The sequence below is a fragment of the Paenibacillus sp. A14 genome (assembly GCF_036864815.1).
In the GTDB taxonomy this organism is placed as follows: domain Bacteria; phylum Bacillota; class Bacilli; order Paenibacillales; family Paenibacillaceae; genus Fontibacillus; species Fontibacillus sanfengchensis.
Genome location: NZ_JBAGJD010000004.1, coordinates 149,335 through 173,126, shown reverse-complemented (window position 1 = coordinate 173,126; position 23,792 = coordinate 149,335). Strand labels below are relative to the sequence as shown.

The following is a 23,792-nucleotide window of genomic DNA, read 5'->3' as shown; positions in this document are numbered from 1 at the left end:
GGGCAGCTCTTAAAAGTGTAGCGTCTTCATTTTTCCGGTATCCGCCTGGATTTGCATCCGGCCATAAATGGTAACTAGCCCTTTCCTTTGTCAGTTTTTTCGATAAAGTGACTCGTTTGTTTGAGTTATCTTTAACAACTCGTGAAGTATTTTTTGCCACTGTTTTGCTGTGTCTTGCTCAATATGGATCAAATCAATCATTTGATATTGAAGTACATACTCCTCAAAAGTTTGGTATTCGGTTTCATCATCTGGATAATCAGAGTCCCATTTATAAAACGGGCTGATTTCGAGATATATTTTATCCTCAATATTGTAAATAAATGTTTCATTGCTAACTTCTGTATGTGACGACCAGAGTAGAAATTCCTCGGCTGGGTCACTACGATCTGAATTATCGGTTGTCCATAGCTCATGCATATAAATATTATGGTAAAAGCCAATCCCCTTCTCAACAAAATCACTTTTTAGTTGGAGTTCATTATTCAGTGCTTTCGTAAGCAAGTTATAAAGTTGCTTTACTGCTTCGATAAAAAAATCATGCACAAACAAATCACATATCATTTTTCCATCACGCCAATATTTCAAAGATACGTCAGTAAGAAAAACAACGTCTTGCTTTTCACAAGGTAAATATAATAGAATTTCCTGTGATTTCGATATTTCAAGTCTAATCGTATGAAGCAAACTTCTCCCACCTTTACTGGTTTTTAAAATCATTGATAAGATCAATTGCCTTTTGAGTTAACTTCCCTTTCCCTCCAACTACTCTCACATAACTTGCTTCAGTAAGACTTCTTTACTGTTCCAGAGTTCTTCCCAGGAGTATCTCCCATATACTCTAAACGTTTTGAGAGATCACACGGTTCCGGTAGTCCCACTTCTCTATTACTTTAATTCCCCTATCGGGACGGTGCCATCTGCCACTTGCATCTTGATAATAACCTTAGGAACATTCCAGTCCCCTAAGTTGTAATCTTAAATTGGGAATAAAAGAAAGCCACAGCACGGCAGTGAACTGCACCCCATTTGTTGGACACAACTAACAAGTGGGGTGTATTTTTGTGGGGAAGTTTTCTGAAGAGAAGAAGTATCAAGCTGTACAAGCCTATTTAGACGGTAAAGAGTCTTTTTTACTTGTTTCTAAGATGCTAGATAGCGCGTTTGAACGATTGGATGATAAAGATACCCTTCTTATTCATTCCGACCAGGGCTGGCACTATCAAATGCGTCAGTATCAGCAAGCTTTAAAAGAGCATGGGGTCACACAGAGTATGTCACGCAAAGGAAACTGTTATGATAATGCCGTTATCGAAAGCTTCTTTGGTACCTTAAAGTCCGAATTCTTATACATGCAGGAATTTGAGAATATTGACCAGTTTAAGGCCGAATTAGATCAATATATCACGTACTACAATCACAAACGGATTAAAACAAGACTGAAGGGCATGAGCCCGGTACAGTACCGGACTCACGCCCTCAATGTCGCCTAATAATATTAGTGCTAACTTTTTGGGGTCACTTCACACGGAAGTTAGCTCGCATTGTGGCATTGTTTAAGAGGCTGTTATCTAATCTGCTGTTTCATGAATAAGTTTAAACTCCCTACATTCACATAAGTTATTTACAGCTTCATAAATACTGTCCCCGAACTTCCAAATGTAATAGTCATCATGAAATCCATATACCTTGCCAAGTTTATCCATAAAGATTGTTGCATTATCGCCATATGCCGTACCTATCACAACTAAATTCTTACCCAAGATCACCTCATATCTTTTATAATGTTTTCTTTCCAAATCTCCTAAACCTTCTTGAGGAATAATGGAGAATTGGCCTTGGTCATCTTTATCCAAGTATCTGAATGTTAGTCCATTAAATTCTTCAAGAGCATCCTTTACAGATTCAAAAACTTCATAACCCTTTTTCTCTAGATACTCCACAGTAGAATTGATATCTACTCTCCTCCCACTATACCATCCTGCCTTTTCTAGTATGCTTACGGTTTTTGACGAAAGTTTCCCCATATAATTTCCTCCCATTATTTTAAAGGAACATCGACTACAAAGTCCTCAAATGTTACTTTACAATTCTTGCACATCTCTTTATATTTTCCGTTTTTAGTCGATATTGTACTTAATAGCATATTCTCAATGTTAACTCCATCCCTAAATGCTTGATTAACCGCTTGTATTTCTGCACAATTCTCTACCTCCCATGTTTGAAAACTATTTTTTCCCGTACTATCCATCGCTCTTTGCTTCGTTTTTTCTATTAAAGGTATTATATTATCGTGTAGTTCGAATTGCGTAGGATTAAATCTTGGATTACCAGTAACTAGATCTTTACCAATACCATTATACCCAAGGTAATATTTCCCCGTCTTTACATCAACAACAACGGTTATTACACGAGGAACATAAATCTCATTTGTATTTGGATCAATGTACTTTCCAGCAATTAGTTCTGCTCTCTCGGCTTCACGTATTTCTCTTGCCAATTGAACAGCTTCTTCATGTGTCAGAGCATTACCCGTCCCCTCACCACCATCCTTATTCCCGTTCCCCTGATCGTTATCCTTCTTAGGCTCTGGTTCATGATGTTGATCAGGCTTCTTGTCGGGTTCGGGATGTCGCTTAGGCGGTGGTGGATCCTTCCGATCCGGGGGATTCGGCTCATTGTTTCTTCGAGTCGGTACTTCAACTTCAATGTCCGGGCCGCCTGCAGGTACCGCTCTATTCCGACTGAACATGCTCTGCGCCAACGTGCTGCCCGTCTCTGCCAATTGCTCCAGCGATTGGCTTGCTTTGCGCCGCGCTGCCTCGACACCGTTGGCGATCCATGGCGCCACTTGGTCCAGCCCGGTTTTCGCGCCTGTTCTCCTTCCGGCATCCACTACTTGATCCATGGCTTTCCCAAGCTTGCTTCCGACCGCATCCAAACCGCCCTGCACCCATTGGCTCGCCTTGTCCAGATTGTTGCCCATGACTTTGCTCAAAGCTTTGTTGGTTCCTTGCCCCAGGGCTCCTCCGAGGTTCTTCGCGATTTTTGAGTCCAGGGCTCCGGCCGTCAGTGTCCCGACACCCGTATCGATCAGCAGCGTCTTGAAGCTGAAGCTGCCTTCCATCAATTGGCTCATGACGCTCTCTGCCGCGCTCTCCGCCGCATTAAACGCCGTTTTCCCGACAAATCCCGCCGCTCCTCCAAACGGACCGAATACCGCTCCGGTCACAGCCCCGATCGAGGAGTCCTTAAAGGCGGCCCACATATAATCGCCCGTGTCCGAGACTTCTCCCTTGGCAATGTCCGAGATGGCCATCGTCGCCACGGCTGCCGTTCCCGCCATCGCCGCTCCGACCACGACTGCCCCCGCGCCCAAGGTCGCTACCGTAAATGCCGCTGCCACTGTCACCAAGGCCACGACCGCCAACCCTGCCATGACGTTCCCGAACAATTTTCCCCAACTGAACTTCTTCTTCTCTTCTTTCGGCGGTGTCCAGGTTGCCGGCTCGTCATCAAATTTCGGATAGGTCGTCCGGTCGCTCCCGTACTGCTGAACCTGATCCCCAAAAATTTGATACTCGTTTTCGATCGTAAAGCCGCTCTGCTTGCTTAACTTTTTCACCAGGATCAAGTTCGTCGTCCGGATCACGATCCGTTTCGGCGTGTACAGCGAAATATCCTCCGCCGCCTGGAAGGTCAGCTTCCGGTGAGCGACGCCAATCTTCGTTTTACTTTGAAAAAAAGCTTATTCCTGCTCCTAATTCAAGAGGAAATAAGCTTATCACCCGAGCTTCTGTTGACGAATCAGGTTCGGTCGAAATGAATCGATAAGGCTGTTATCATCGTCATACGAAAAATGTTGCTGCTTTTGGATTTATATATATCCGGCAATCAATCGAGCAATATCTTCTTGCTTACAGTTTTTCGCCAGAGTTAATGCATCCATATTTTTCATAAATTCATTTGTATATTTCACATTTACGTCTATTCCATTTTCCAACAATAGATAAGAAGCTTCATAATTCCCTTTACGAATAGCAGTAAAAAGGGGATTTCGTTTTGGACTGCTCACATCAATCATAATATTTTTTGATAACAACAATTTAACTAATTGATTTCCCGATTCAAATACTGCATTGTTCAATTCAATTCCACTGAACTTATCTAAATCAACACCTAATAAAACTAAATCTTCTGCCAACTCAAAATTTCTTGTTTTTATAGCAACATTTAATAACGAGCCATCTCGTGTAATTATGTTACGAAAATCAGGATTGTCATGTATTAATTTTCTATCATTACTTATAACACCGTGTCTTAGTTTTTCTGAAATAACTACCGTTTCATCTGGTTCCCCCCATAAACATTCCATATTGTATCTTTTTTCGTATGCTTGATACTCGTACGAACCTGGCTTTGGTCCATCTATTACTGCCCTTATGAAATCAGATGGAGGACAATAGTTATGTTCAATTACATAATGAAGTACCATACTTGGAGCAGCATATTTCTCTTTTCCATCTTCACTTATAACTCGAATTTCTGATGATCCTAATGTAGCAAAGTCAGTTAAACTAGATTTTTCGGGAATTGTACTGTCAGCACAACATATAAAACAACTCCTGTTTTCCCTAGTTTCATTAAAAGGATTCTTCACATACATCCATAATTTGTCAACAAATTCGTTTGTTACATTCCCCTTATCATAATTCTTTGTTCCATAAATCCATCCTATATTTTGGGCATTTTCAAAATGGTGAAGAGAATAAAAGGTAAAATCTCTGTAATATTCCGTCATTTATAACTCTCCGTTCATTCTTAATATGTAAACAATTAAAATCAAGCGCTTTTAAATACTTTCGTACAAAAAGGCTCATTCCTTCCTACTCACATAGGTGAAATGAGCCTGTTTACCATCTTTTATCATGATAAATGTATTCTTAATACGTTCCATTAAAAAGTCATTAATAGTCCCTTTTTGTTATCATTGGCCTCCTTGTAAAGTTGAGTCAATTCATCATATGCCTCAATTAACTCCGGAAAAGTATATTCATATAAAGAATCGTCCATTTCTGAAAATTCACTATTTATAAATTGGTTCCTCAACTCAATAAGGTTTCTAAAAATAATCGGAACATCTTCTGTCCGAACAATTCCAGTGCCCATTCCCCCTGGATCAAGTCTGAATTTTTCTGATTCTACTGGATAACCAAGAACACAATACTCTGGATGAAATGGTGTTGGGAATTGTTTCAGTGCTTCCAACAAAGAATCCCATGAATAAGAAAGTCCAAGTTCTTCTTCTGGAGAATAAAACTTAGTCAAAGCTAAATCTGCGAGCTCTTGGACATTTCCCTGTTCCAGTTCATCTTCCCAAACATCATCTAGAAATTCCCCAGTGTACGGGGATCGAATTTTCCCGATATTATTCATATTATATTGTATTAATAACCTAGGTTCGTCTTTTTCACCAGAAGCAATTACGATTTCGCAAAGTTCTAGTTCAAAACCTTTTGTATCGAAGAGAAAGGATTTATGCTCCATGATTTTTCTCCATTTCATGTTTCCTCCACATCATCATAAGAAAGTGAGAAAGTGGGCCTCCGATGTTTACCCCGACCTATGCTTTCTGGATGAACCGAATCGAATGCCATTTTGGACCGCTTCAGAAGTTTGTCCTAGAAGGCAGTGACTTTGCCAAAACACCAAAATCTCGGATTAGCGTATCAGGCGTATTTACGCTGGTGAAACAAAACAAACGTAAGGCCATTTTTACGTGAGCAGAATAAGAACAAGGTTGTCTGAAAAGGCACTAGTTTACATAAAAAGCCCATATACTATAGACTTAACTTAAGTTATTATTCCAAACCCTCTAATACCCGCTCTATTTGTAATTGAAGCTTTTGTTTCTCTTCATCTGATAGTTGATTACCTACTTCATTAACGTTAAAGTTTTTCAAGGTGTTCTTAATGATAATTAAGCTATCAGTATCCCTTAAATGATTTTCCAATAATCGTTGGGCTAATGTAGTATAAACTACAATCTTTTCACCTATAGTATGTTTACAATCTCGTTCAAAACGCACCAATACGTCTTCTGCTAGCTCCTTAACAGATTTCGTAGGAACAAAAATTTCATCAAAGTATCTATTTACTTCATCCTTCATTTCTTCATAGTACCAAAAAGTTCTTGGGTAAAAATTCAAAGGTTTTATTTCAATTTCATTTAGAACATAATTTTTTCTGGTAATCAAATCATGATACTGCTCGTTTGTTAGCTCTTGTTCTATTAATTCAAATGCAATTTCATTAAATTTTTCTACCAAATAATCCTTTGACTTATAAAATAGATATGGTTGTCTCAATGCAAACTCACCGTAAGAAATCAAAATGATAGCTTTCTCAAGGTCACCTCTGTTCATCAGCAATTCAAAATCATCCATAGTTCGTTCTAAAGATTCAGAGTTGTTCATCCCTTTTTGTTTATAACCTTGATACGTCTCATTAAAGGACTCAAATAATTCTTCGTATATACTGCTCATATTAAAAGCTCCTTTATTATCTAATAGGTGTAATTTCAATTTTTCGGTTGTGAACAACTTCAATTTCTATATTTGGATACTTCTCTTTAAATTGACTTATTATATAATTACAACTGCCGCATGTATCTTTTTCGGTAAATAAGGTGATTTTTCCTTTAATTTCAGGTTTATCTCCTAAATCTTTAGCAATATTGTTTAATATTTTGAACTCTGTGTCATCATCTCTTAATGTTTCCCTTCCTCGTGAATTCGGAGCTTCTGTTGCTTTAAATATTGGGTTATCAGGATATTCAGATATATCTTTTATATTGGGATTACCTGAATGTTTTGTGACTTGGCTATGAGCAAAGTATTCATTTTTCGGTAATTCAACTTCCAGTTCAACTCGAGTATAACAAAAGTTACCTTTCCCGCTCTTTAATACTGTATTTGACAACCTCCCCTTATATTTAGCGGCACTTTCTAGTAATTCCTTATCTCTAATAGGATCAGCTGCCCTTGTTGTTACCCATTCGAAGTCTATTAATTCACCAGTTACAGGATCACGTGCATACCTATGCTCATGTGCTGTTGAACCATGATCATCACCGTTCCCCTGATCATTATCCTTTTTAGGCTCTGGTTCATGATGTTGATCAGGCTTTTTGTCGGGTTCGGGTTCGGGATGTCGCTTAGGCGGTGGTGGATCCTTCCGATCCGGGGGATCCAGCTCATTATTTCTTCGAGTCGGTACTTCAACTTCAATGTCCGGGCCGCCTGCAGGTACCGCTCTATTCCGACTGAACATGCTCTGCGCCAACGCGCTGCCCGTCTCTGCCAATTGCTCCAGCGATTGGCTTGCTTTGCGCCGCGCTGCCTCGACACCGTTGGCGATCCATGGCGCCACTTGGTCCAGCCCGGTTTTCGCGCCTGTTCTCCTTCCCGCATCCACTACTTGATCCATGGCTTTCCCAAGCTTGCTTCCGACCGCATCCAAACCGCCCTGCACCCATCGGCTGGCCTTGTCCAGATTGTTGCCCATGACTTTGCTCAAGGCCTTGTTTGTTCCTTGTCCCAGGGCTCCTCCGATGTTTTTCGCGATTTTTGAGTCCAGTGCTCCGGCTGTCAGTGTCCCGATGCCCGTATCGATCAGCAGCGTTTTGAGGCTGAAGCTGCCTTCCATCAATTGGCTCATGACGCTCTCTGCCGCGCTCTCCGCCGCATTAAACGCCGTCTTCCCGACAAATCCCGCCGCTCCACCAAACGGACCGAATACCGCTCCGGTCACAGCTCCGATCGAGGAGTCCCTAAAGGCGGCCCACATGTAATCGCCCGTGTCCGAGACTTCTCCCCGGGCAATATCCGAGATGGCCATCGTCGCCACGGCTGCCGTCCCCGCCATCGCAGCTCCCGCAACCACCGCCCCGACCACGACTGCCCCCGCGCCCATGGTCGCTACCGTAAATGCCGCTGCCACCGTCACCAAGGCCACGACCGCCAACCCTGCCATGACATTCCCGAACAATTTTCCCCAACTGAATTTCTTCTTCTCTTCTTTCGGCGGTGTCCAGGTTGCCGGCTCGTCATCAAATTTCGGATAGGTGGTCCGGTCGCTTCCGTACTGCAGAACCTGATCCCCCAAAATTTGATACTCGTTTTCGATCGTAAATCCGCTCTGCTTGCTTAACTTTTTCGCCAGGATCAAGTTCGTCGTCCGGATCACGATCCGTTTCGGCGTGTACAGCGAAATATCCTCCGCCGCCTGAAAAGTCAGCTTCCGGTGGCTCGTCAAAATGACGCCCGTGGCGTCGTCAAAACTGATCTTCAGCGGCTCCTTCGACCCGCTCATCACGTTGATCGCCGTTGGCGTGATCTCCAGCTCGCTTCCATGCTCGGTACCGAAATAGCGGTTATTCGGATTGCCGGTTTTGCCACAGGCCTCTCCGTTGGTCCGCACACAACCGATGACCCGCGCGTTGCCTCCCTGATCATCCGGGAAATAAAGACTGGCCTCCGTCCCCACCACGGGCATGCTGTACATCGCGTTTCCCGTAGGCGGAGCAAAGGGGAACCAATACGCCAACCCTTGCGGCTGCTTCCCGTCGATCTCCAGATGCAGCTTCACCTGCTCGCCTTGGACCTCCAACACTTTTCCCTGAATAGAAACGCCTGTCATTTGCTGATTATGTATGATGGTTTGGCGTAGGCCTTCCCTTCGCGCCAAGCGATAAGTATACCGAAAAATCCCTTTGGTGATCGAAGCCTTGACTTCGCTAACCACTAACGATTTACCTCGGAATTCAGCCGCATCTCCCAAGTTCAAGCGCTGGTCGCTTTCAATGTCGTAGCGAAAATAATCCGTATGATGAAGCCCCGCACCGCTTCCGCTCGCCCGGGTATAGTCCAACAGATCCTTACTCGCCCGATAGGGAATCTCGGAGGGAATCGTTACAGGATTCCGTTTGGGCATACCCACATATATTCTTGGCTTTGCTTCCAATATATCACTTAGAATAACGCTTTGAAAATGACTCGCAATCCGCTTGAGAAACTCCCAATCCGTTTCGTCATACTGGACGATCGGTTCCCCGATCCGCTTTTCGCTCCCCTCAACCTGAATCACATCATGTCCGGGATAGTCCGCCATCACCGTTTGGATCAGCGCCTGATAGGTCATCTCTTTATTTTGAAAAGAGCGGCGCTTTTTGCCGAGATCCATAAAGACTGTCGCCGACATCGCCTCAAGTTCAAGCAGAAATGTTCCGTTGCGATGCACCGTTTGCGCCTTGGAAATCACCCCATGAAAAATCTTGTATTCCCCCGCCTTATCGCTGACGATCACCTGAATCGTCTCTTCCATGGATGCCTTAAGGGCTGCGCTTATTTGAGCCGTTTCGTCCACGAACCCTCGAACCGTCAGCTTCCCATGCTCATTGGGCTTCCATTCGAGCGAGATATCTTCAAGGATTTTTATCGGATAAGGCGACACGATGCTTACTTGTTCGTAACCGACCACATTCGTCAAGCCTCCATTCGCATAACTGTCATGCTGTCCATTACCTCCGCCTATGCTTTTTTTTATTCGCTCTGCTGCCCATTGCTGGCAAACTTTATGATTCCTCCCAATTTGCAATACATCTCGGAATCCGTTGTCAATGCGCTCTCTCCGTCCACTTTCACTTTGGATTTGGTCTTCGTCCAGGTGTCCCCCAGCAGTTGCGGACAACAAGGCTTGCCCTGAATTTGCTGATTGTCCATAGAAATCAAATAGATGGTCTCGCCGCTTTGGTTCTTCTCGCTATAGCAAATGCCAAAACTCGAAATGTTCTCCTCTACCTTGCAGTCCTTTTCATTCATCATCGGTTTATCGCCCACAAAACTCCCGTGGCTGACCGGCAGATTCAGCTTCCTCATATGGGACCCGCAATCACAATAGACTTCGGCCCCCCGGACCACATAGTAATATTTGTCCACAACAACCCCTCCCTCAAGTTAGCTTAGGCTTACTCCATGTCGACTCGTTTCAGAGAAATCCCCACCGGATCCCGGCGCAAAATGCTCTCGGCTACTTCCAAACGTACGACAATTAACGGCTTTACGCTTTCGGCCACCCTAAAAATGCGTTTCCCCTGCAGCTTGTCTTCCTGTAAAACCAACTTCTTAATGACACTCCGATCTACTGTTAGTTCACTCTGCGGGCTTAATGCTTCAACCTCTTGAAAAATCGGCAAATAGTAGATAGCTTGCTTGTTGTGAATCATATCGATCAAAGGAATCAGCTTGAACAAACAATCCGGTTCATACATTTCAATCAAGGGCTTAAGTCGTTCGGACACCAGAAAGAGCTGAGAACTCAGAACGTCCAAATATTCCGCATCCGCTTCTGCCTGCACATGAAACAAGGTTGTATCCGGGAGGTGATGCGGCTGAATCCGGTTGATATGCCGAAAATCGATTTTCTTATGCAATTCCTTTAGGATAGGAAAGCTGGTATAACGTTCGTCCTGCTGCAGCGTAAAATACTCCATCACATTCCCCCCGCTTCACTCCGGTCCGAATCGTGATCCGGCTCTAGTGGGCCAAACAAAACCTCACTTTGATCCTGATATTCCCCTGCCAACACAAGAAAATCAGGCCTTTTCCGCATGACACCAAAGCCATCGCTCTGTAAAAGATCCGCAACCATGGTACGTATGAATTCCACCGCAAAGGAATGGTAGTACACCGCGACAATCTGCAGAATTCGGTCCACGTCCATGACAGAAATTTTGCGGGCATACTCGCGCCGGACGGATTCCAATTCGGTCATACGCCGAAATAACGGATCAAATATAAAATCCGCCTCCCACCGTGCCGAGCACTCTACCCGGTCCAGATACCAGCGATGGTCATAGACATCGATCCGGTAGCAAGCCTTTCGTTCCAGTAAACTCGTTCTTAAAAAAGTAAAGTACAGATATTGAATATCCCCTTTAAGCTGTTGTCCCTGCAGCAAGGCCGCTTTTCTGCACACTTCGTCCGCCACTTTTAGTAAACCGGCCTCAATATCGGTCCGTTTTTGTTCGTAGACCTGGCTGATCAGAGGAATGTCCTCTTCCCAACGACCAATCACGTGTTTTTCCAAAAAGTCGTCGATAGCCGCCTCGCGATCCATATACGGTTTCATTCGATGTTCACCCGGCCTCCGCTCATGGTGACCTGGTCCTCAATTTTCATGGAAGCATTGGCCTGGTTGAGTTCAATACCCGCCTCACCTTGGAGAACGATTTTGGCTCCGCCAATAATTTCGATATCCTCCTGGGCATTCAGGGATATTTTTTTGTCACTATTAATCTCAATGCCCCCATCATCCGTCAAACGCATCAACAATTGACCGCTTCCGATAATCTCTACGGCTCCCGGCTTGAACACAATTTGCTTCCCGTATTTGGTGGAAATACTTTTGACCGCCGGATCGCTTCTTTTTTGCGGGTCGGAGGACTCCACATCCACAGAACTCGCGGCAAACGCGTTCTTCTCCTCCTTATCCGGAAAGTAAAGCCGCACTTCGTCGCCGACCTCGGGCATACAGTACCATCCGCTTCCGTCCGGCGAAGAGTATACCGTTGAATAGGGGAACCACATCGCTCCTTCCGTCTGGCCATGGTCCATATGGAGGGCTAGTTTTACTTTGTCCTTGGCTACATCCGTGATCTTCCCAAACAGTGAAGTCCCGGCCAGGGCGGAATTGTATTCCGTGGGATAGCGCAATCCGGTTTCGCTTTTGAGTTCATAGGTATGCGTCAACACATCGTGTTCCAGCCTAGTCTCCACTTTGCTCACAAACAGCTTGTTTCGGTGAAATTGAACGCTGGTGCCGAGTTCAAGCCATCTATGGCTCACAACGGAATAGCTGATACTACTTTGCTCGTTGATACCGTCTATCCCGTTCTCGGATTTGACCTTGTAATCTCGCAAGTCTTTTTGAATCGCATAGTTGTACTCTTGCAACTCCAATGGATCGCCGAAGTCGGGCACACCAATATAGAGCTTGGTCCCTTCGGTGGAGCTTACGGGAATCAACGGTGCATGGAAATGAGAGGCCAACCGCCTCATAAACCCCCAATCCGTTTCCTGGTACTGAACGAGCAAGCTGCCGATCGCTTTGCCGTCCGTTGCTTCATCGATCAGGTCCGATGCCGGATACGCCTTGAGAATATTTCTGAACAATTGATTGTAAGTCATGTGTTCATCTTGAAAAGATCGGCTCTCTTTGCGAATATCCATCCCAACTGAGGAGCTATGAGCTTCAATCGTAATACTCCGCACATCCCGGATCGCTTGAACCGACATATTCGTAATGATGCCCTGGAACAAATAAATCGTTCTGTCTTTATCCTTAACCGTAACCTGGAGGACCTCGTCCGCCTCAACTTGTTCCACATACTTGTCCAGCACTTCCTCGGATACGATCCCGGTAACCGAAAGCTTGGCATGATCATTCACTTGTTTGACCATCCGAAGATCGGTAATCCGATCGAACGGATACTGGGAAACCGAAATATCTGCCGATGAAATGATCGTCTGATTCATGTTTCATCCTCCTCTTCCTTAGCGACAGTGATCGTCCGAATGGCCTGATACGCTACATCCCTCCAGTCTGGATACACCTTGTAGTCACAGCAGAATGTGCCCATAAGCACCTGACCTTCAAACTCCAGGAAATACATAATATTGAACAAATATCCTTCGATAACCGTACTTTTAAACTCAAAGAAACCTACAGTCTTCCCACCGATCGCTTCAATACCACTCTCATAAAATATGTGGGTTGGATTAACCCTCTGAATCATGGCCTTCATACCGTTAGTCAGTTCCTCTACCAGCTCATCCTCGAGCTCGTGGTCGATTCTCTTGAATGTAAAGTCGACACTGCCCATTTCATCACTTCGGATAATTTCCGGCCGCTGCTCATAAGGATATTTAATTGAGCTGTACTTTAGCGGCATTTCCCCGAACTCTTGCGGTAGGTATATGAATAACTTGTTGTCGAAGAACGACTGCCTTGTAAATTCGAAATACCGTTGACCGATTCTTACGGGACCTGAAACAATGGAGCGGGGATGCAGGGATTGCTCCGCCTCATTCATCATTCGTGCAATTTTTTCGTCCATGAATGACATAATAAGCCTCCTCCTCTTCCTACTAATTCTCCGTAATCATCCGCAAGCCACAGGCCGCCACTTCGGGTGTTCCCCTTGGATACGAGGGCAGGTGGTTGCGGAATTTACAATTGTGAAATTACACCATCTATCCCTATATTTCGGATGTAAAATCGGATAAATTAACCCACTCCCCATACAAATCGCCCCATTTCCCACAAAAAAACCTGACCTCGGAGCTTCCTCCTAGTCAGGGTCGGGACGGCATGGGTCTGGATAGCACAAAAATCTCCTCCAGGCCTACAGTATTATGTTCATGATGGCAGCGGCCGTTAGTCCGGACATCGCAGTGCATATCACAATAGCCTTGCGGTAACCCATCCGATCGCCAAATTTGCCCAGATAAGGACCTGAAAATGAGGATACCCGCAAGGGCATCGTCGGAGTCTACACACTAACGGGAAAACCTCCCGTTAATGTACCCGCTCTTGGCCCTTGGATCGGATTTAGCTGGAAAAGCTCCATCTATTTTGCGGCCCAATTGCCGATATACACCATTTCAGGCGAATTAGCAGGAGGTTTTCCAGCTAATTCGCCTCTGTAGCCGTATAGGCGCCAAATTAACGGGAGGAATTCCCCTTAATTTGAACCAAAGAATTAGCTGTAGGACAAGAGGGTGAAGAGAACTCTCGCCTTCTGTCCCAACAAAAAAAGGCCGCCCGTTAAAGGCGACCTCTTGTGTCTACTCCACTTATTTCCCCAGATAAGCGTTCAGCATCCAGGAATGTTTCTCCAGCGCCGACAGGATTCCGAGCAGCAAGTCCCCAGTCGCTTCGTCCCCGGCTTCCTCGGCCGCTTGCATGCCTTGTTTCAGCTCGTCCGAAACTACGGCAAAGTCGCTCACGATCGCAGACACCATAGCCTCCGGTGTTTCGCCTCCTTTGGCTTCGGACAAGGTGGCAAGTTCCAGCGATTCGCGCAGGGTGGCCACGGGTTTGCCGCCGATAGACAACAGGCGTTCGGCCAGTTCATCGATATATTCGGCTGCTTCATTATACAGTTCTTCAAATTTCGCATGAAGGGTGAAGAAGTTCGGCCCTTTCACAAACCAGTGGAAATTGTGCAGCTTTGTGTACAGCAAAGTCCAGTTTGCGATTTGCAGGTTCAATTGTTTCTCCAGCGCCAGTTCGTTTTGCGTCATACTTTGTTGGGACATGATCATTTCCTCCATTCAAATATAGTGATAAAGTAAAAGAAACAACTTCAATTCAGATATCTTAAATTTAGACTTATTCTAAATCTAAATCATGTATTTATCTTACCACTGTCCTCCAATTTCCGCAAGCTTTTTATACATAAATTTCCCGTGAAAAACTGCTCAATCTACAGTCTGTGCACATCGTAACCCGGTTATGCAAAAAAAGAAGCCGCCCCCTCCGGGTCCGCGGCTCCTTCTCTAATCCCGAATATGCAATTTAAGCTGTTCCAGGGTTCGTTCCAACTGGCGAATTCCGTCTTCGACCACCCGCCGGTCCACCGAGTTGACGGTGTCGATCTGCGGCTGCTTCCGCAGGGCGGCAATGGTTTTTTTCTCCTCTTCCCAGTACGCTTGGCGGCGCTGGATTTCTTTATATTTATCCAGTAAGTCCGTAATAATATCGTAAAAGCGTTCGTAATCCACGATAACGTCGTCGAGAAAGCGGTCAACCTCCTCTTTTTCATAACCGCGCATTTTCACATCAAAATCCTTCTCATGAATGGCGAGCGCATTCAGCTTAATACCAAGCTGTTTAAACAGGCCCTTCTGGTCCTCCAGCTTGCGTCCGTAATCATCCTGCATTCGGTATCCCTCCGTACCTTCGCTTGCATAATTTTCGAAATTCACATTATATAATGTACCATACTTGCTGTCATTTTTCGACGAATGCCCGCCGAGTAATCCTCCCCACCTCATGATATAATACAGGAAGCAAGGATATTCCAGTAATTCTATATTCCAATTACATAAGCGAAATGGGGTTCAATCAACTTGTCTCAACTATCCAACCCGAAGGGCCAAGCCTCCCGGTGGACCAATCCCTGGGTGATCCTCGGCAACGTTTCGGTCGGGACCTTTATGTCGACGTTGGACGGCAGCATCGCCAATGTGGCGCTGCCCACGATTGCGGGCGCATTGCATGCCGAGCTTCATGTCGTTCAGTGGGTGCTTACCGCTTATCTGCTGACCATTTGCGCCACCCTGCCCGTGATGGGCAAAATCTCCGACATGTTCGGACGCAGCCGGATTTATAACATCGGCTTTTTGATCTTTGCCGTCGGCTCCGCCCTCTGCGGTCTCTCCGATACCCTGGGGCTGTTGATCGGTTCCCGGATTCTGCAAGCGCTGGGAGCCGCCTGCCTTATGTCCAACAGCCAGGCGATTATCGCCGAAGTCTTCTCCAGCAAAGGGCGGGGCCGGGCCATGGGCATCACGGGCACCATGGTCTCGCTCGGTTCCTTGACCGGCCCGGGAATCGGCGGGATCCTCGTCGAGCATCTGGGCTGGACTTCGATCTTCTGGATCAACGTCCCGATCGGCCTGATCGGCTTTATCGCCGGCTGGTTCATTTTGCCGAAGGACCGGGATCGTAAAGCCGCCCAGCCGTTTGACTATACGGGATCTGTTCTTTTTATGCTGGGGATGGTGGCGTTTCTCTTCGTCATCTCGGGCGGACAGGACTGGGGCTGGCTGTCTCCGGCCGTTATCCTGGGGGGCGGGCTGTCTCTGCTCGTGCTGGTGTTATTTTATTTATGGGAAAAACGCTCCCGCCATCCGATGCTCGACTTTAGCCTGTACAAGATTCCCGCTTTTGCCATCGGCAATGTGACCGCGCTTCTGTCTTTTGTGGCCCTGTTCTTTACCAATGTGCTGATGCCTTTTTACATGCAGGATGTACTCGGCTTCACCCCCGCCAAAACCGGATATACCATGATGGTATATCCGCTCGTCATGGCTGTCGTCGCCCCTGTTTCCGGGTGGCTGTCCGACCGGATCGGTTCCTTTGCCCTGACGACGGCCGGCCTGATCATCAACGCGCTGGCGTTCGGGCTGCTGAACACCTTGTCGGCGGAAGAAACCGCCTGGATGGTCGGCCTGCATCTCGGGCTGTTCGGCCTGGGAGGTGGGTTGTTCCAATCGCCGAACAACTCCAGCGTGATGGGCTCCGTCCCCCGGGATCGGCTCGGCACCGCGGGGGGACTAAACGCACTGGTCCGAAATATCGGGATGGTGCTCGGCACCTCCTTGTCCATCTCCTTGTATTCTTCGCGTCTCAGCGCGGTACGCCCCTATGCTCCGGGAGAGCAGGGAGCCTTGAGCGCGCTGCATACCGTGTTCTGGACAGCGATGGCCATCTGTCTGTTAGCCCTGCTGGTATCCGTGCAGCGCCGGCGAACGAAACCGAAAAAAGATAGTATGCCCGCGTAATTTTTACATTCGACAGAAATCACGTTTCTTTTTATAATAAGATTTAGCGTTGTAAAAAACGGTTTGGTGGTGAGTTCAATTTTATATATCTACACATTGGTGCTCTCGTTTTTGATTGTATATGTTCTGATTCCACCCCTCGGCAAACTCGCCTTCCGCCTGGACTTTGTGGATAAACCCCGTGAGGATGTCGAGCGCAAAATACACCGGAATCCGATTCCGCTGACGGCCAGCTACGCGATCTTCATCGGTTTCTTTACGTCCTATCTTCTGTTTACCAGGGAATTCACCTGGGAGACCGGGGCCCTCTTTCTGGGCGGTATCCTGCTGCTGGCCATTGGAACGGTCGACGATTGGTTCAAGACGAAGGGCAAGGATTTTCCGGCGCTTCCCAAGCTGATCGTTCAGGTATCCGCGGCCGTGCTGGTGTTTACCTCCGGCATCGCATTCAGCGGATTCGTGAATCCTTTCAATGGAGAATACGTCCTGCTGCCTACCTGGCTGCAATTTATCCTGACGATCCTGTGGATTTTCGGAGTCACCACGGTCATCAATTTTTCGGACGGGCTTGACGGTCTGGCCGGGGGATTGGCCGCGATTTCCGCCGTCACCCTGTTCGTGGTCGCGTTAGCCAAAGGGCAGACTACTTCGGCGATGCTGTCGATGACGCTGATCGGCGTCACCCTGGCCTATCTGCGGTACAATAAACCGCCGGCCAGAGTATTTATGGGCGACGCGGGCGCTACGTTCCTGGGCTTCATCTTGGCCGTTATCGCTCTGGACGGGGCTTTCAAGCAAGCGACCGTACTCTCGCTCTTCATCCCCGTGCTGGCTTTGGGCGTGCCGATTTTTGACAACCTGTTCGTCGTCATCAAACGCTTTCTGCAAGGAAAATCCATCTATCAGGCCGATGCGAGCCAGGTGCACTACCGCTTGCTCCGTGCCGGATTGAATCATAAACAAGCCGTGATGTTTCTGTATCTGATCAGCACGTGCCTGGGTTTGTCCTCGATTATCCTGCTGCTGCTGCAGGGATAGAAAAAAAGCCGATCTCCAAATGTGGAGGTCGGCTTTTTTTGTGAACCACGCAGAGATGCCCGTTGGCAAATCAATCCTTCGGCTGATCGGTTTGTTTTTTGTAAGATTGATTCAACATGAACTGCCCTTCCGATTGAAGCTTTTGCAAGGCTTCCTCCAGGGAAATTTTTGTCTCCAGCACGCTCTGCAACTCCTTCTGCATGAGCTCCTGAAATCCGGCGTAAAACTCGGCCGGAGTATCGTCAGCCGTCACGGAGCTGGTCACCAAGGGCCGAAGCGCATAGAACGCGTCCAGATCAATCTCCCCTTGTTCGTAATGCCCCATTCTCGCCAAAATATTGCCGTCCATCGACTTGCCTTTCACTTTGGCGTACTCATCCCCGCTTACATATTTAATGAACTCCCAAGCCGCGTCCGCATTCGGCGAACCGTTCCGGATGGCAAAGATCTCCTTGAGCCGAATATCATTCGACGAATCTGGTCCTTGGATCTACCGGCCCGGCCACGACGCCCAGAGGAAAGGCGCTAGACTTGGGATCTCGGTTTTTCGCCCGTTTCAGATCATTAAGCAAATACAAGTCGTCCACCGTCATCGCCATGTTCCCTTGGATGAACGGGTCGGTTTCGGACTCGGCTTGTCCCGGCTTGCCCGTTGCCGCACTCTTCGAATACACGTGACCGGAGCCGCAAGCATCCACCGCCAACCGCATGATTTGTTTCCAAGCGTCCGATGCAATGACGACCTTCTTTTGGTTTGGATTCACCGTGGTTAAACCTTCCGTTGAAGCCATGCGATCCGCCAAAGCGTCTACCGTAGCCCCATCTCTCAAGCCGAATCCGTAAATACGTTTGCCGTCATTGTTTTTTAAAGGAAAGCGTCCGGCCAATTCCAAAAGTTCGTCCCATGTCATTTTCTCCCGGGGCAAGGCGATCCCGTTCTGTTCAAATAATGCCTGATTATAAAAAACAGCCGTTCCGTAGAACCTCGGACTTAATCCGTACATTTTTCCTTGTCCCTTCTCCTGGAGCAGCTCCGTAATCGTAGGATAAACACTTTGGAGGTCATAGTGATCCCTTTGAATAAGCGGATCGAGTTCCATAAGCAAACCTTTCCCGATATATTTCTCGTACTGCTCGGCTTCAAGCAACAGCACATCCGGTTGTTCTCTCTCGATAAAATCCATCTCCGCTAATGATAACGATACCATTTCTTTTGAACATATGAACCGGTGCCTCCAGTCTGTTATTACTTGGATACCCGCGAATGTTTTAATGATCCAAGCAGCTCAGACATGATGTTACCATAAAAGTAATAAAATTCTATGGCAAAACTCTCACGGAACTTAAGGAATAACGGCGGAATAAAAAAAGACAAAGAAAAAAGGCACCTTAAGGTACCCATATATTTAAAAGTTATGATGTTTTGTTCGTTTCCCCGGCGGTCCCGATTTCCTTCGGCTTTTCCTCTTCAAAATCGCCGCGGGCGCCCTTTTTAAATTCCTTGAGCATCGTTCCGAAGCTGCGGCCCAGTTCCGGCAGTTTGCTCGGACCGAATAATATTAACGCGGCGATAACCAGCAACAGCAAATGAGTTGGCCGCAACAAATTTTCAAGCACAATTATCACCTCTTTAGGCTGTCTTTTTTAAAATTATACTACTTTATACAGGATAAAGGAAAACTATTTCTGCAAAAATCCGATTAAAATCTGCCAATCCTCATAGAAAGTCCGCCGAAAGAAACCAAAAGCCGCTGACGGGCATATGCTGAGACATCAATGTATGCAAAGGAGCGAGCACCATGAACATGTACAGTCTGTGGGCTGTCATCGCCATCGGATTGGCCTCCAACCTGGACAATGCGGGCGTCGGAATCGCCTACGGTGTCCGAAAAATTCATATTCCCTGGTATTCCAATCTCGCCATCGCGGTTATTTCCTTTCTCGCTACCCTGCTTTCGGGCTTGTTCGGAAACTGGATGACCCTGTGGGTTCACCCCGGGATCGGCCAATGGGTCGGAACGATCGTGATCGTCACCGTCGGGGTCTGGGTCCTGCTTCAACCTTTTGTGGAAAAGAAAGCGGTCCCCCAGGACGAGGAGCCCCCGATTCTGACCCGGCTGCTCCGCAATCCCGAAGAGGCGGACCGGGACAGCTCGAAATCGCTCAGCATCGGGGAATCCGTGCTGCTCGGCGTGGCGCTGGCCATGAATGCGCTGGCCGGGGGATTCAACGCGGGCATCACCCACTTGAATGTGTTCTACACCTCGCTGTCCGTCGGGCTTTTCAGCTTCATCCTGCTGGCCGTTTGCTCCGGATTCGGAGAGAAATACGCCGCCGAGAAGCTCGGCAATCGGGCCACCGTCATCTCCGGGCTCCTGCTTATTTTTATAGGAATCCATCAAATTTTATAGAGGTTCCCGGATCCGGCGCCAGCCTCATTCGCACCGCCATGAGCGGCCTATTGGGGCGATGCAGCCGCGGTGGCGGGCCATTGCGGCTTTCTCGTCCGTGAAAGAAGCCATTAAGAGGGGGCTAGTGCCCCAGCAGACATCATTATAGGAGCTGGCCGGAATTAAGCGGGCCCCCAATTCGGAATTTGGGCCGCCATCTCCCGCAAATAAAATACCGAAAGTAAGTAACCGAAAGTCCGCTATTCCCTGCCTTCCGGGAGGCTTTTTTTGCCCATTTAGCTGGGGAAAGCTCGCGCTAATGGGCACTCCAAGTTGGCTCTACTCCTCCAGCAACCTAGTCCTTTCCTCCCGTCATGACCTCCACCCCACGCTCCTGCAGCCCCTTCACCCATACCTGAGGACAGGAGGCATCGGTAAGCAGCACGGAGATCTCCTCCAGCGGGCAAATCTTGGCAAATGTCGTCACGCCAAATTTGGTGTGATCGGCCACGATGAGGGACTCCTCCGCCCGCTGCATCATTTTGCGGGACACCGCGGCTTCTTCAAGATCATAGTCGGTAACGCCGTCGGTCAGCGAAACGCCTCCCACCGAAATAAATGCCTTATTGGCCTTGAATTCGTCCAAAATCCGGTGAACAACGGGGCCGGTAGCCGCTTGAACCCGAGGATCGATCTCCCCGCCGGCGAATAGGATCCTTCCCCGAAACTCATTTAAGGCGCAGTTCAAAATGGGTACCGAATTGGTAATGACGGTCACCTGAGCCCGATCTTTGATCGCCCGCATAATTTCGAGAGTTGTGGTGCCATTATCAAGCAAAACCGTTTCCCCGTCCTTGATCAAAGCGGCCGCAAGTGCGCCGATTTCCCGTTTTTCCCGCTGCTGCATCAGCGATCGCTTAAGGAAGGGGGGTTCCGTTTGCTCGGCGCGCATCTGAACGGCTCCGCCGTACACTTTCCTCAAATGTCCCTCTTTCTCCAGCCTTTCCAAATCACGGCGCACGGTTTCCGTGGATACTTTGAGCTGTTTGGCCAGCATATGTACATGAACCTTTCCCTCCTTGTCCAATTGGCCGAGGATGGTGGTCCTTCTATCCTCAAAAGTTAATGACATCGCTCTCCCACTGCTCCTTTTGCCTATATGACTTCGCGCTTGAAATTGTTATGTTGTGGTTTTCTGTTGTTTTTAATCAGTTTATTCTCCGTTTCAGATCTTGTCAAACGGCGTTGAGCGGTATTCACGGCTAAGAAATTCATTGACAGGTTTTCCGTCCGGCGATAAAATCTCTTAAAACAACAAAAAACAACAAGATACAACATCATTACAAGTATAAATGATTGGGAGGATCAACGGATGAATCAGCGTTTGACTTTTGGGGAAGACGGCACATTTACCATCGTACAGTTCACGGATTTACATTGGAAGAACGGCAATGAAATAGATCGGCAGAGCCGGGCTCTTATGGAGCTCGTCCTGGACAAAGAGCGGCCGGATCTCGTTGTGTTTACGGGAGACGTCATATATACCGGTCCCGTTCCGGACGGAGTAGCCGAGTGCGAAGATCCGGCCGGGGCGCTGCGGGAGGCGGTTGCCGCGGTCGATGAACGCCAAATTCCATGGGCCCTCGTGTTCGGCAATCACGATACCGAGCAAGGGATCACCCGGGAGGAACTGATGCGAGTCGTCATGGAGCATCCCCACGCCTTGGCGGTGCCCGGGCCGAAGACCCTTCCCGGCGTGGGAAACTATGTGATGGAGTTAGTGGATGCGAAAGGACAGCCGGCGGCCAATCTCTATTTTTTGGATTCGGGGAGCTATTCCGCTCACCCGCATATTCCCGGCTACGGCTGGATCACCCGGGAGCAGATTCAATGGCTGACCGCGGAATCGTCCCGGCTGAACCCTCCCGAAGCGGCGGATAAAACGCCGGCGCTGGCCTTTTTTCATATCCCGATCCCGGAGTATAAGGAAGTGTGGGAAACCCAGGTGTGCTATGGTGATAAGCATGAACCGGTTTGCTGTTCGCAGGTCAATTCGGGGCTTTTCGCGGCTTTCGTGGAAATGGGCGATGTAATGGGGACCTTTTGCGGACACGACCATGTCAACGATTATTGGGGGACTCTCCACGGGATTCGACTGTGTTATGGCCGGGCGAGCGGCTATCATACCTATGGCAAGGAAGGTTTTCCGCGCGGGGCGAGGGTCATAAAATTGACTGCGGGCACCAATAGCTTTGAGACTTGGCTGCGGCTTGACGATGGCAGCGCTGTCCGCGAACAATCCGTTCATCAGCCGGAAGCACCTCACCGATAGGATGTGGGCAACCTGCTGGCTGTTCCTCTTCCTCGAGCACATTTTCTTCTTATTGGCGCTTCACTTATAATAGAAAATATAATATAAATTCGCCAATCGTTGGATGGAGGAGGATTGGGCTTGATTTGGTTGCATGCCTATGAAGCGGAATTAAAGCTGGTCTTTGATGAGGCAGAAAAGAGGCTCTCCGTTCTACCCGAATCATTGCGGCAGCCGGCCTTAGAGTTTCTTGATAAATTTCATGTTCTAAAAGAAAAGTCCTCAAAAAATTATATCTGCTACCTTCTGCCTTTCTGGCTGGAAAAGCCGGCGGGGATCAGTACGGCGGACAGTCGCCGGATGGCAGTGGCAAATATTTTCGGCATGATGTATTACCATCTGTTAGATGCGGCCATGGATAAACCCGATTCCGCCATGACCGGGCGATTACCGATGGCCCAGTTGGTTCATTTGGAGTTCATACAGATATACAGCCGTTATTTTCCGGGAGATTCCCCGTTCTGGAATTATCATCGAAAATACGTAACCGAATGGGCTGAATCCGTATCCAGAGAAGCCATATCCGATTACTTTCATGACGATCCGGTGCGGATGGCGCACAAAGCCGCTCCCGTCAAACTTTCCATCGCCGGAGCGCTGCTGCTGACCGAGCGCGGCGAACTGATCCCGCGAATCGAACAAGCAGTGGATACCGTTTTGATGACCCTTCAGCTACTGGATGACTGGGACGATTGGGAGAAAGACCTCCGGGAGAACAGTTACAACGCTTTGGTATCGGTGATTCAAACCGAACTGAGTATCCCCCGGGAACGCCGCCCCACTGTCGAAGAAATGAGACAGGGTATAACGGTTCATGGGGGGTTGTCCCGGCTTGCGGAACAGGGAAACCGGAATCATGATTCCTTAACGGACATTCAGGACGTGGTGCCCGATCTGTTCACTTTCCATGCTGATCTCCGAGCCAATCTTAATGACGGAGCCGTAGAGATTGAGCAGGAGCGAAACGCTTTGCTCCGAGCGGGAGGATTGAGATACTGGCTGGACAAAAATATGAGTTGAAAGTAGATTTCATGATAGATACATGATATACTTACTAGGAAAATATAACCATTTTTTTCATGAGAAAGGGTGATCTTATGACATCAGGAGCTCTCCTTCAAAACAAGATTATTGAAAAAGCATGGCATGACCCGAGTTTTAAAGCAAAACTTCTCGCAGATCCTAAAGCCGCAATCCAGGAGGCACTCGGTGTAATTCTCCCGGATCATATCAAGGTAAAGACTGTAGAAGAGAATTCCAATGAATTCTATCTTGTACTGCCTCCAAATCCTTCTAATGTTATTAAGTCTGAAGTTAAGCCTAATGCGGTTTGGGGATAATTTCCCTATTTTTTAATTCCTG

Annotated in this window: 25 protein-coding genes; 7 read left to right on the top strand and 18 right to left on the bottom strand. The window is 47.5% G+C overall.

Annotated features, from left to right (window positions below; translation table 11 throughout):
• Positions 1 to 90: 90 nt before the first annotated feature.
• Positions 91 to 720 carry a hypothetical protein gene (locus tag V4U88_RS12100; protein ID WP_334073523.1) on the bottom strand — a complete coding sequence of 210 codons (630 nt, stop codon included), beginning with the start codon at positions 718 to 720 and terminating at the stop codon, positions 91 to 93.
• A 329-nt stretch (positions 721 to 1,049) separates the two neighbouring features.
• On the opposite strand from V4U88_RS12100, the gene V4U88_RS12095 reads away from it, so the two are divergent.
• Positions 1,050 to 1,493 carry an IS3 family transposase gene (locus V4U88_RS12095; protein WP_334073522.1) on the top strand — a complete coding sequence of 148 codons (444 nt, stop codon included), beginning with the start codon at positions 1,050 to 1,052 and terminating at the stop codon, positions 1,491 to 1,493.
• A 78-nt stretch (positions 1,494 to 1,571) separates the two neighbouring features.
• Here V4U88_RS12095 and V4U88_RS12090 read toward each other — a convergent pair whose 3' ends face one another.
• The 13 genes from V4U88_RS12090 to V4U88_RS12030 all read right to left on the bottom strand — a co-directional run bounded on the left by V4U88_RS12090 (position 1,572) and on the right by V4U88_RS12030 (position 15,005).
• A complete protein-coding gene (locus V4U88_RS12090) occupies positions 1,572 to 2,027 on the bottom strand; it encodes an SUKH-3 domain-containing protein (RefSeq protein ID WP_334073521.1) in 456 nt (151 codons plus the stop codon).
• Positions 2,028 to 2,041: 14 nt separating this feature from the next.
• On the bottom strand, positions 2,042 to 3,652 hold the full coding sequence (locus V4U88_RS12085; protein WP_334073520.1) for a hypothetical protein: 1,611 nt from the start codon (positions 3,650 to 3,652) through the stop codon (positions 2,042 to 2,044).
• A gap of 225 nt (positions 3,653 to 3,877) precedes the next feature.
• On the bottom strand, positions 3,878 to 4,801 hold the full coding sequence (locus V4U88_RS12080) for an ankyrin repeat domain-containing protein (RefSeq protein ID WP_334073519.1): 924 nt from the start codon (positions 4,799 to 4,801) through the stop codon (positions 3,878 to 3,880).
• Positions 4,802 to 4,956: 155 nt separating this feature from the next.
• The gene (locus tag V4U88_RS12075; RefSeq protein ID WP_334073518.1) at positions 4,957 to 5,565 is read right to left on the bottom strand and encodes a hypothetical protein; all 609 of its coding nucleotides are present in this window, start codon (positions 5,563 to 5,565) and stop codon (positions 4,957 to 4,959) included.
• 296 nt (positions 5,566 to 5,861) lie between these two features.
• The gene (locus tag V4U88_RS12070; protein WP_334073517.1) at positions 5,862 to 6,545 is read right to left on the bottom strand and encodes an Imm3 family immunity protein; all 684 of its coding nucleotides are present in this window, start codon (positions 6,543 to 6,545) and stop codon (positions 5,862 to 5,864) included.
• Between the two features lie 16 nt (positions 6,546 to 6,561).
• Positions 6,562 to 9,540, bottom strand: coding sequence for a deaminase domain-containing protein (locus V4U88_RS12065; protein ID WP_334073959.1), 2,979 nt, complete (start codon positions 9,538 to 9,540; stop codon positions 6,562 to 6,564).
• 62 nt (positions 9,541 to 9,602) lie between these two features.
• Positions 9,603 to 9,998, bottom strand: coding sequence for a DUF4280 domain-containing protein (locus V4U88_RS12060; protein ID WP_334073516.1), 396 nt, complete (start codon positions 9,996 to 9,998; stop codon positions 9,603 to 9,605).
• A gap of 29 nt (positions 9,999 to 10,027) precedes the next feature.
• A complete protein-coding gene (locus V4U88_RS12055) occupies positions 10,028 to 10,552 on the bottom strand; it encodes an imm11 family protein (RefSeq protein ID WP_334073515.1) in 525 nt (174 codons plus the stop codon).
• Positions 10,552 to 11,190, bottom strand: coding sequence for a hypothetical protein (locus V4U88_RS12050; RefSeq protein WP_334073514.1), 639 nt, complete (start codon positions 11,188 to 11,190; stop codon positions 10,552 to 10,554). Before V4U88_RS12050 ends, V4U88_RS12055 begins: the two co-directional genes overlap by 1 nt.
• Positions 11,187 to 12,596: a phage baseplate assembly protein V gene (locus V4U88_RS12045; RefSeq protein ID WP_334073513.1), complete on the bottom strand. Its 1,410-nt coding sequence runs from the start codon at positions 12,594 to 12,596 to the stop codon at positions 11,187 to 11,189. Before V4U88_RS12045 ends, V4U88_RS12050 begins: the two co-directional genes overlap by 4 nt.
• Positions 12,593 to 13,186 (bottom strand): hypothetical protein, encoded by a 594-nt coding sequence (locus V4U88_RS12040; RefSeq protein ID WP_334073512.1) that lies wholly within the window; start codon positions 13,184 to 13,186, stop codon positions 12,593 to 12,595. Before V4U88_RS12040 ends, V4U88_RS12045 begins: the two co-directional genes overlap by 4 nt.
• Before the next feature lie 730 nt (positions 13,187 to 13,916).
• The gene (locus V4U88_RS12035) at positions 13,917 to 14,381 is read right to left on the bottom strand and encodes a Dps family protein (protein WP_334073511.1); all 465 of its coding nucleotides are present in this window, start codon (positions 14,379 to 14,381) and stop codon (positions 13,917 to 13,919) included.
• 240 nt (positions 14,382 to 14,621) lie between these two features.
• Positions 14,622 to 15,005, bottom strand: a complete 384-nt coding sequence (locus V4U88_RS12030; RefSeq protein WP_334073510.1) for a DivIVA domain-containing protein — start codon at positions 15,003 to 15,005, stop codon at positions 14,622 to 14,624.
• Between the two features lie 189 nt (positions 15,006 to 15,194).
• On the opposite strand from V4U88_RS12030, the gene V4U88_RS12025 reads away from it, so the two are divergent.
• On the top strand, positions 15,195 to 16,631 hold the full coding sequence (locus V4U88_RS12025) for an MFS transporter (protein WP_334073509.1): 1,437 nt from the start codon (positions 15,195 to 15,197) through the stop codon (positions 16,629 to 16,631).
• A 63-nt stretch (positions 16,632 to 16,694) separates the two neighbouring features.
• Positions 16,695 to 17,669, top strand: coding sequence for an MraY family glycosyltransferase (locus V4U88_RS12020; RefSeq protein WP_416367220.1), 975 nt, complete (start codon positions 16,695 to 16,697; stop codon positions 17,667 to 17,669).
• A 70-nt stretch (positions 17,670 to 17,739) separates the two neighbouring features.
• Here V4U88_RS12020 and V4U88_RS12015 read toward each other — a convergent pair whose 3' ends face one another.
• The 3 genes from V4U88_RS12015 to tatA form a co-directional block, all read right to left on the bottom strand.
• Entirely contained in the window at positions 17,740 to 18,033 is a 294-nt protein-coding gene (locus V4U88_RS12015; RefSeq protein ID WP_334073508.1) for a hypothetical protein, read from the bottom strand.
• A gap of 100 nt (positions 18,034 to 18,133) precedes the next feature.
• On the bottom strand, positions 18,134 to 18,853 hold the full coding sequence (locus V4U88_RS12010) for an ABC transporter substrate-binding protein (protein WP_334073507.1): 720 nt from the start codon (positions 18,851 to 18,853) through the stop codon (positions 18,134 to 18,136).
• 229 nt (positions 18,854 to 19,082) lie between these two features.
• On the bottom strand, positions 19,083 to 19,286 hold the full coding sequence (tatA, locus tag V4U88_RS12005; RefSeq protein ID WP_334073506.1) for a twin-arginine translocase TatA/TatE family subunit: 204 nt from the start codon (positions 19,284 to 19,286) through the stop codon (positions 19,083 to 19,085).
• A gap of 182 nt (positions 19,287 to 19,468) precedes the next feature.
• Here tatA and ytaF point away from each other — a divergent pair, with 182 nt between their 5' ends.
• Positions 19,469 to 20,080, top strand: a complete 612-nt coding sequence (gene ytaF / locus V4U88_RS12000; RefSeq protein ID WP_334073505.1) for a sporulation membrane protein YtaF — start codon at positions 19,469 to 19,471, stop codon at positions 20,078 to 20,080.
• 334 nt (positions 20,081 to 20,414) lie between these two features.
• Here the strand turns inward: ytaF and V4U88_RS11995 are convergent, their stop codons facing one another.
• Positions 20,415 to 21,191, bottom strand: coding sequence for a DeoR/GlpR family DNA-binding transcription regulator (locus tag V4U88_RS11995; RefSeq protein ID WP_334073504.1), 777 nt, complete (start codon positions 21,189 to 21,191; stop codon positions 20,415 to 20,417).
• A gap of 240 nt (positions 21,192 to 21,431) precedes the next feature.
• On the opposite strand from V4U88_RS11995, the gene V4U88_RS11990 reads away from it, so the two are divergent.
• The 3 genes from V4U88_RS11990 (at position 21,432) to V4U88_RS11980 (ending at position 23,770) form a co-directional block, all read left to right on the top strand.
• Positions 21,432 to 22,391, top strand: a complete 960-nt coding sequence (locus V4U88_RS11990) for a metallophosphoesterase family protein (protein WP_334073503.1) — start codon at positions 21,432 to 21,434, stop codon at positions 22,389 to 22,391.
• Positions 22,392 to 22,511: 120 nt separating this feature from the next.
• Positions 22,512 to 23,450, top strand: coding sequence for a hypothetical protein (locus tag V4U88_RS11985; protein ID WP_334073502.1), 939 nt, complete (start codon positions 22,512 to 22,514; stop codon positions 23,448 to 23,450).
• Positions 23,451 to 23,509: 59 nt separating this feature from the next.
• Positions 23,510 to 23,770 (top strand): NHLP leader peptide family RiPP precursor, encoded by a 261-nt coding sequence (locus V4U88_RS11980; RefSeq protein ID WP_442951885.1) that lies wholly within the window; start codon positions 23,510 to 23,512, stop codon positions 23,768 to 23,770.
• Positions 23,771 to 23,792: the final 22 nt, after the last annotated feature.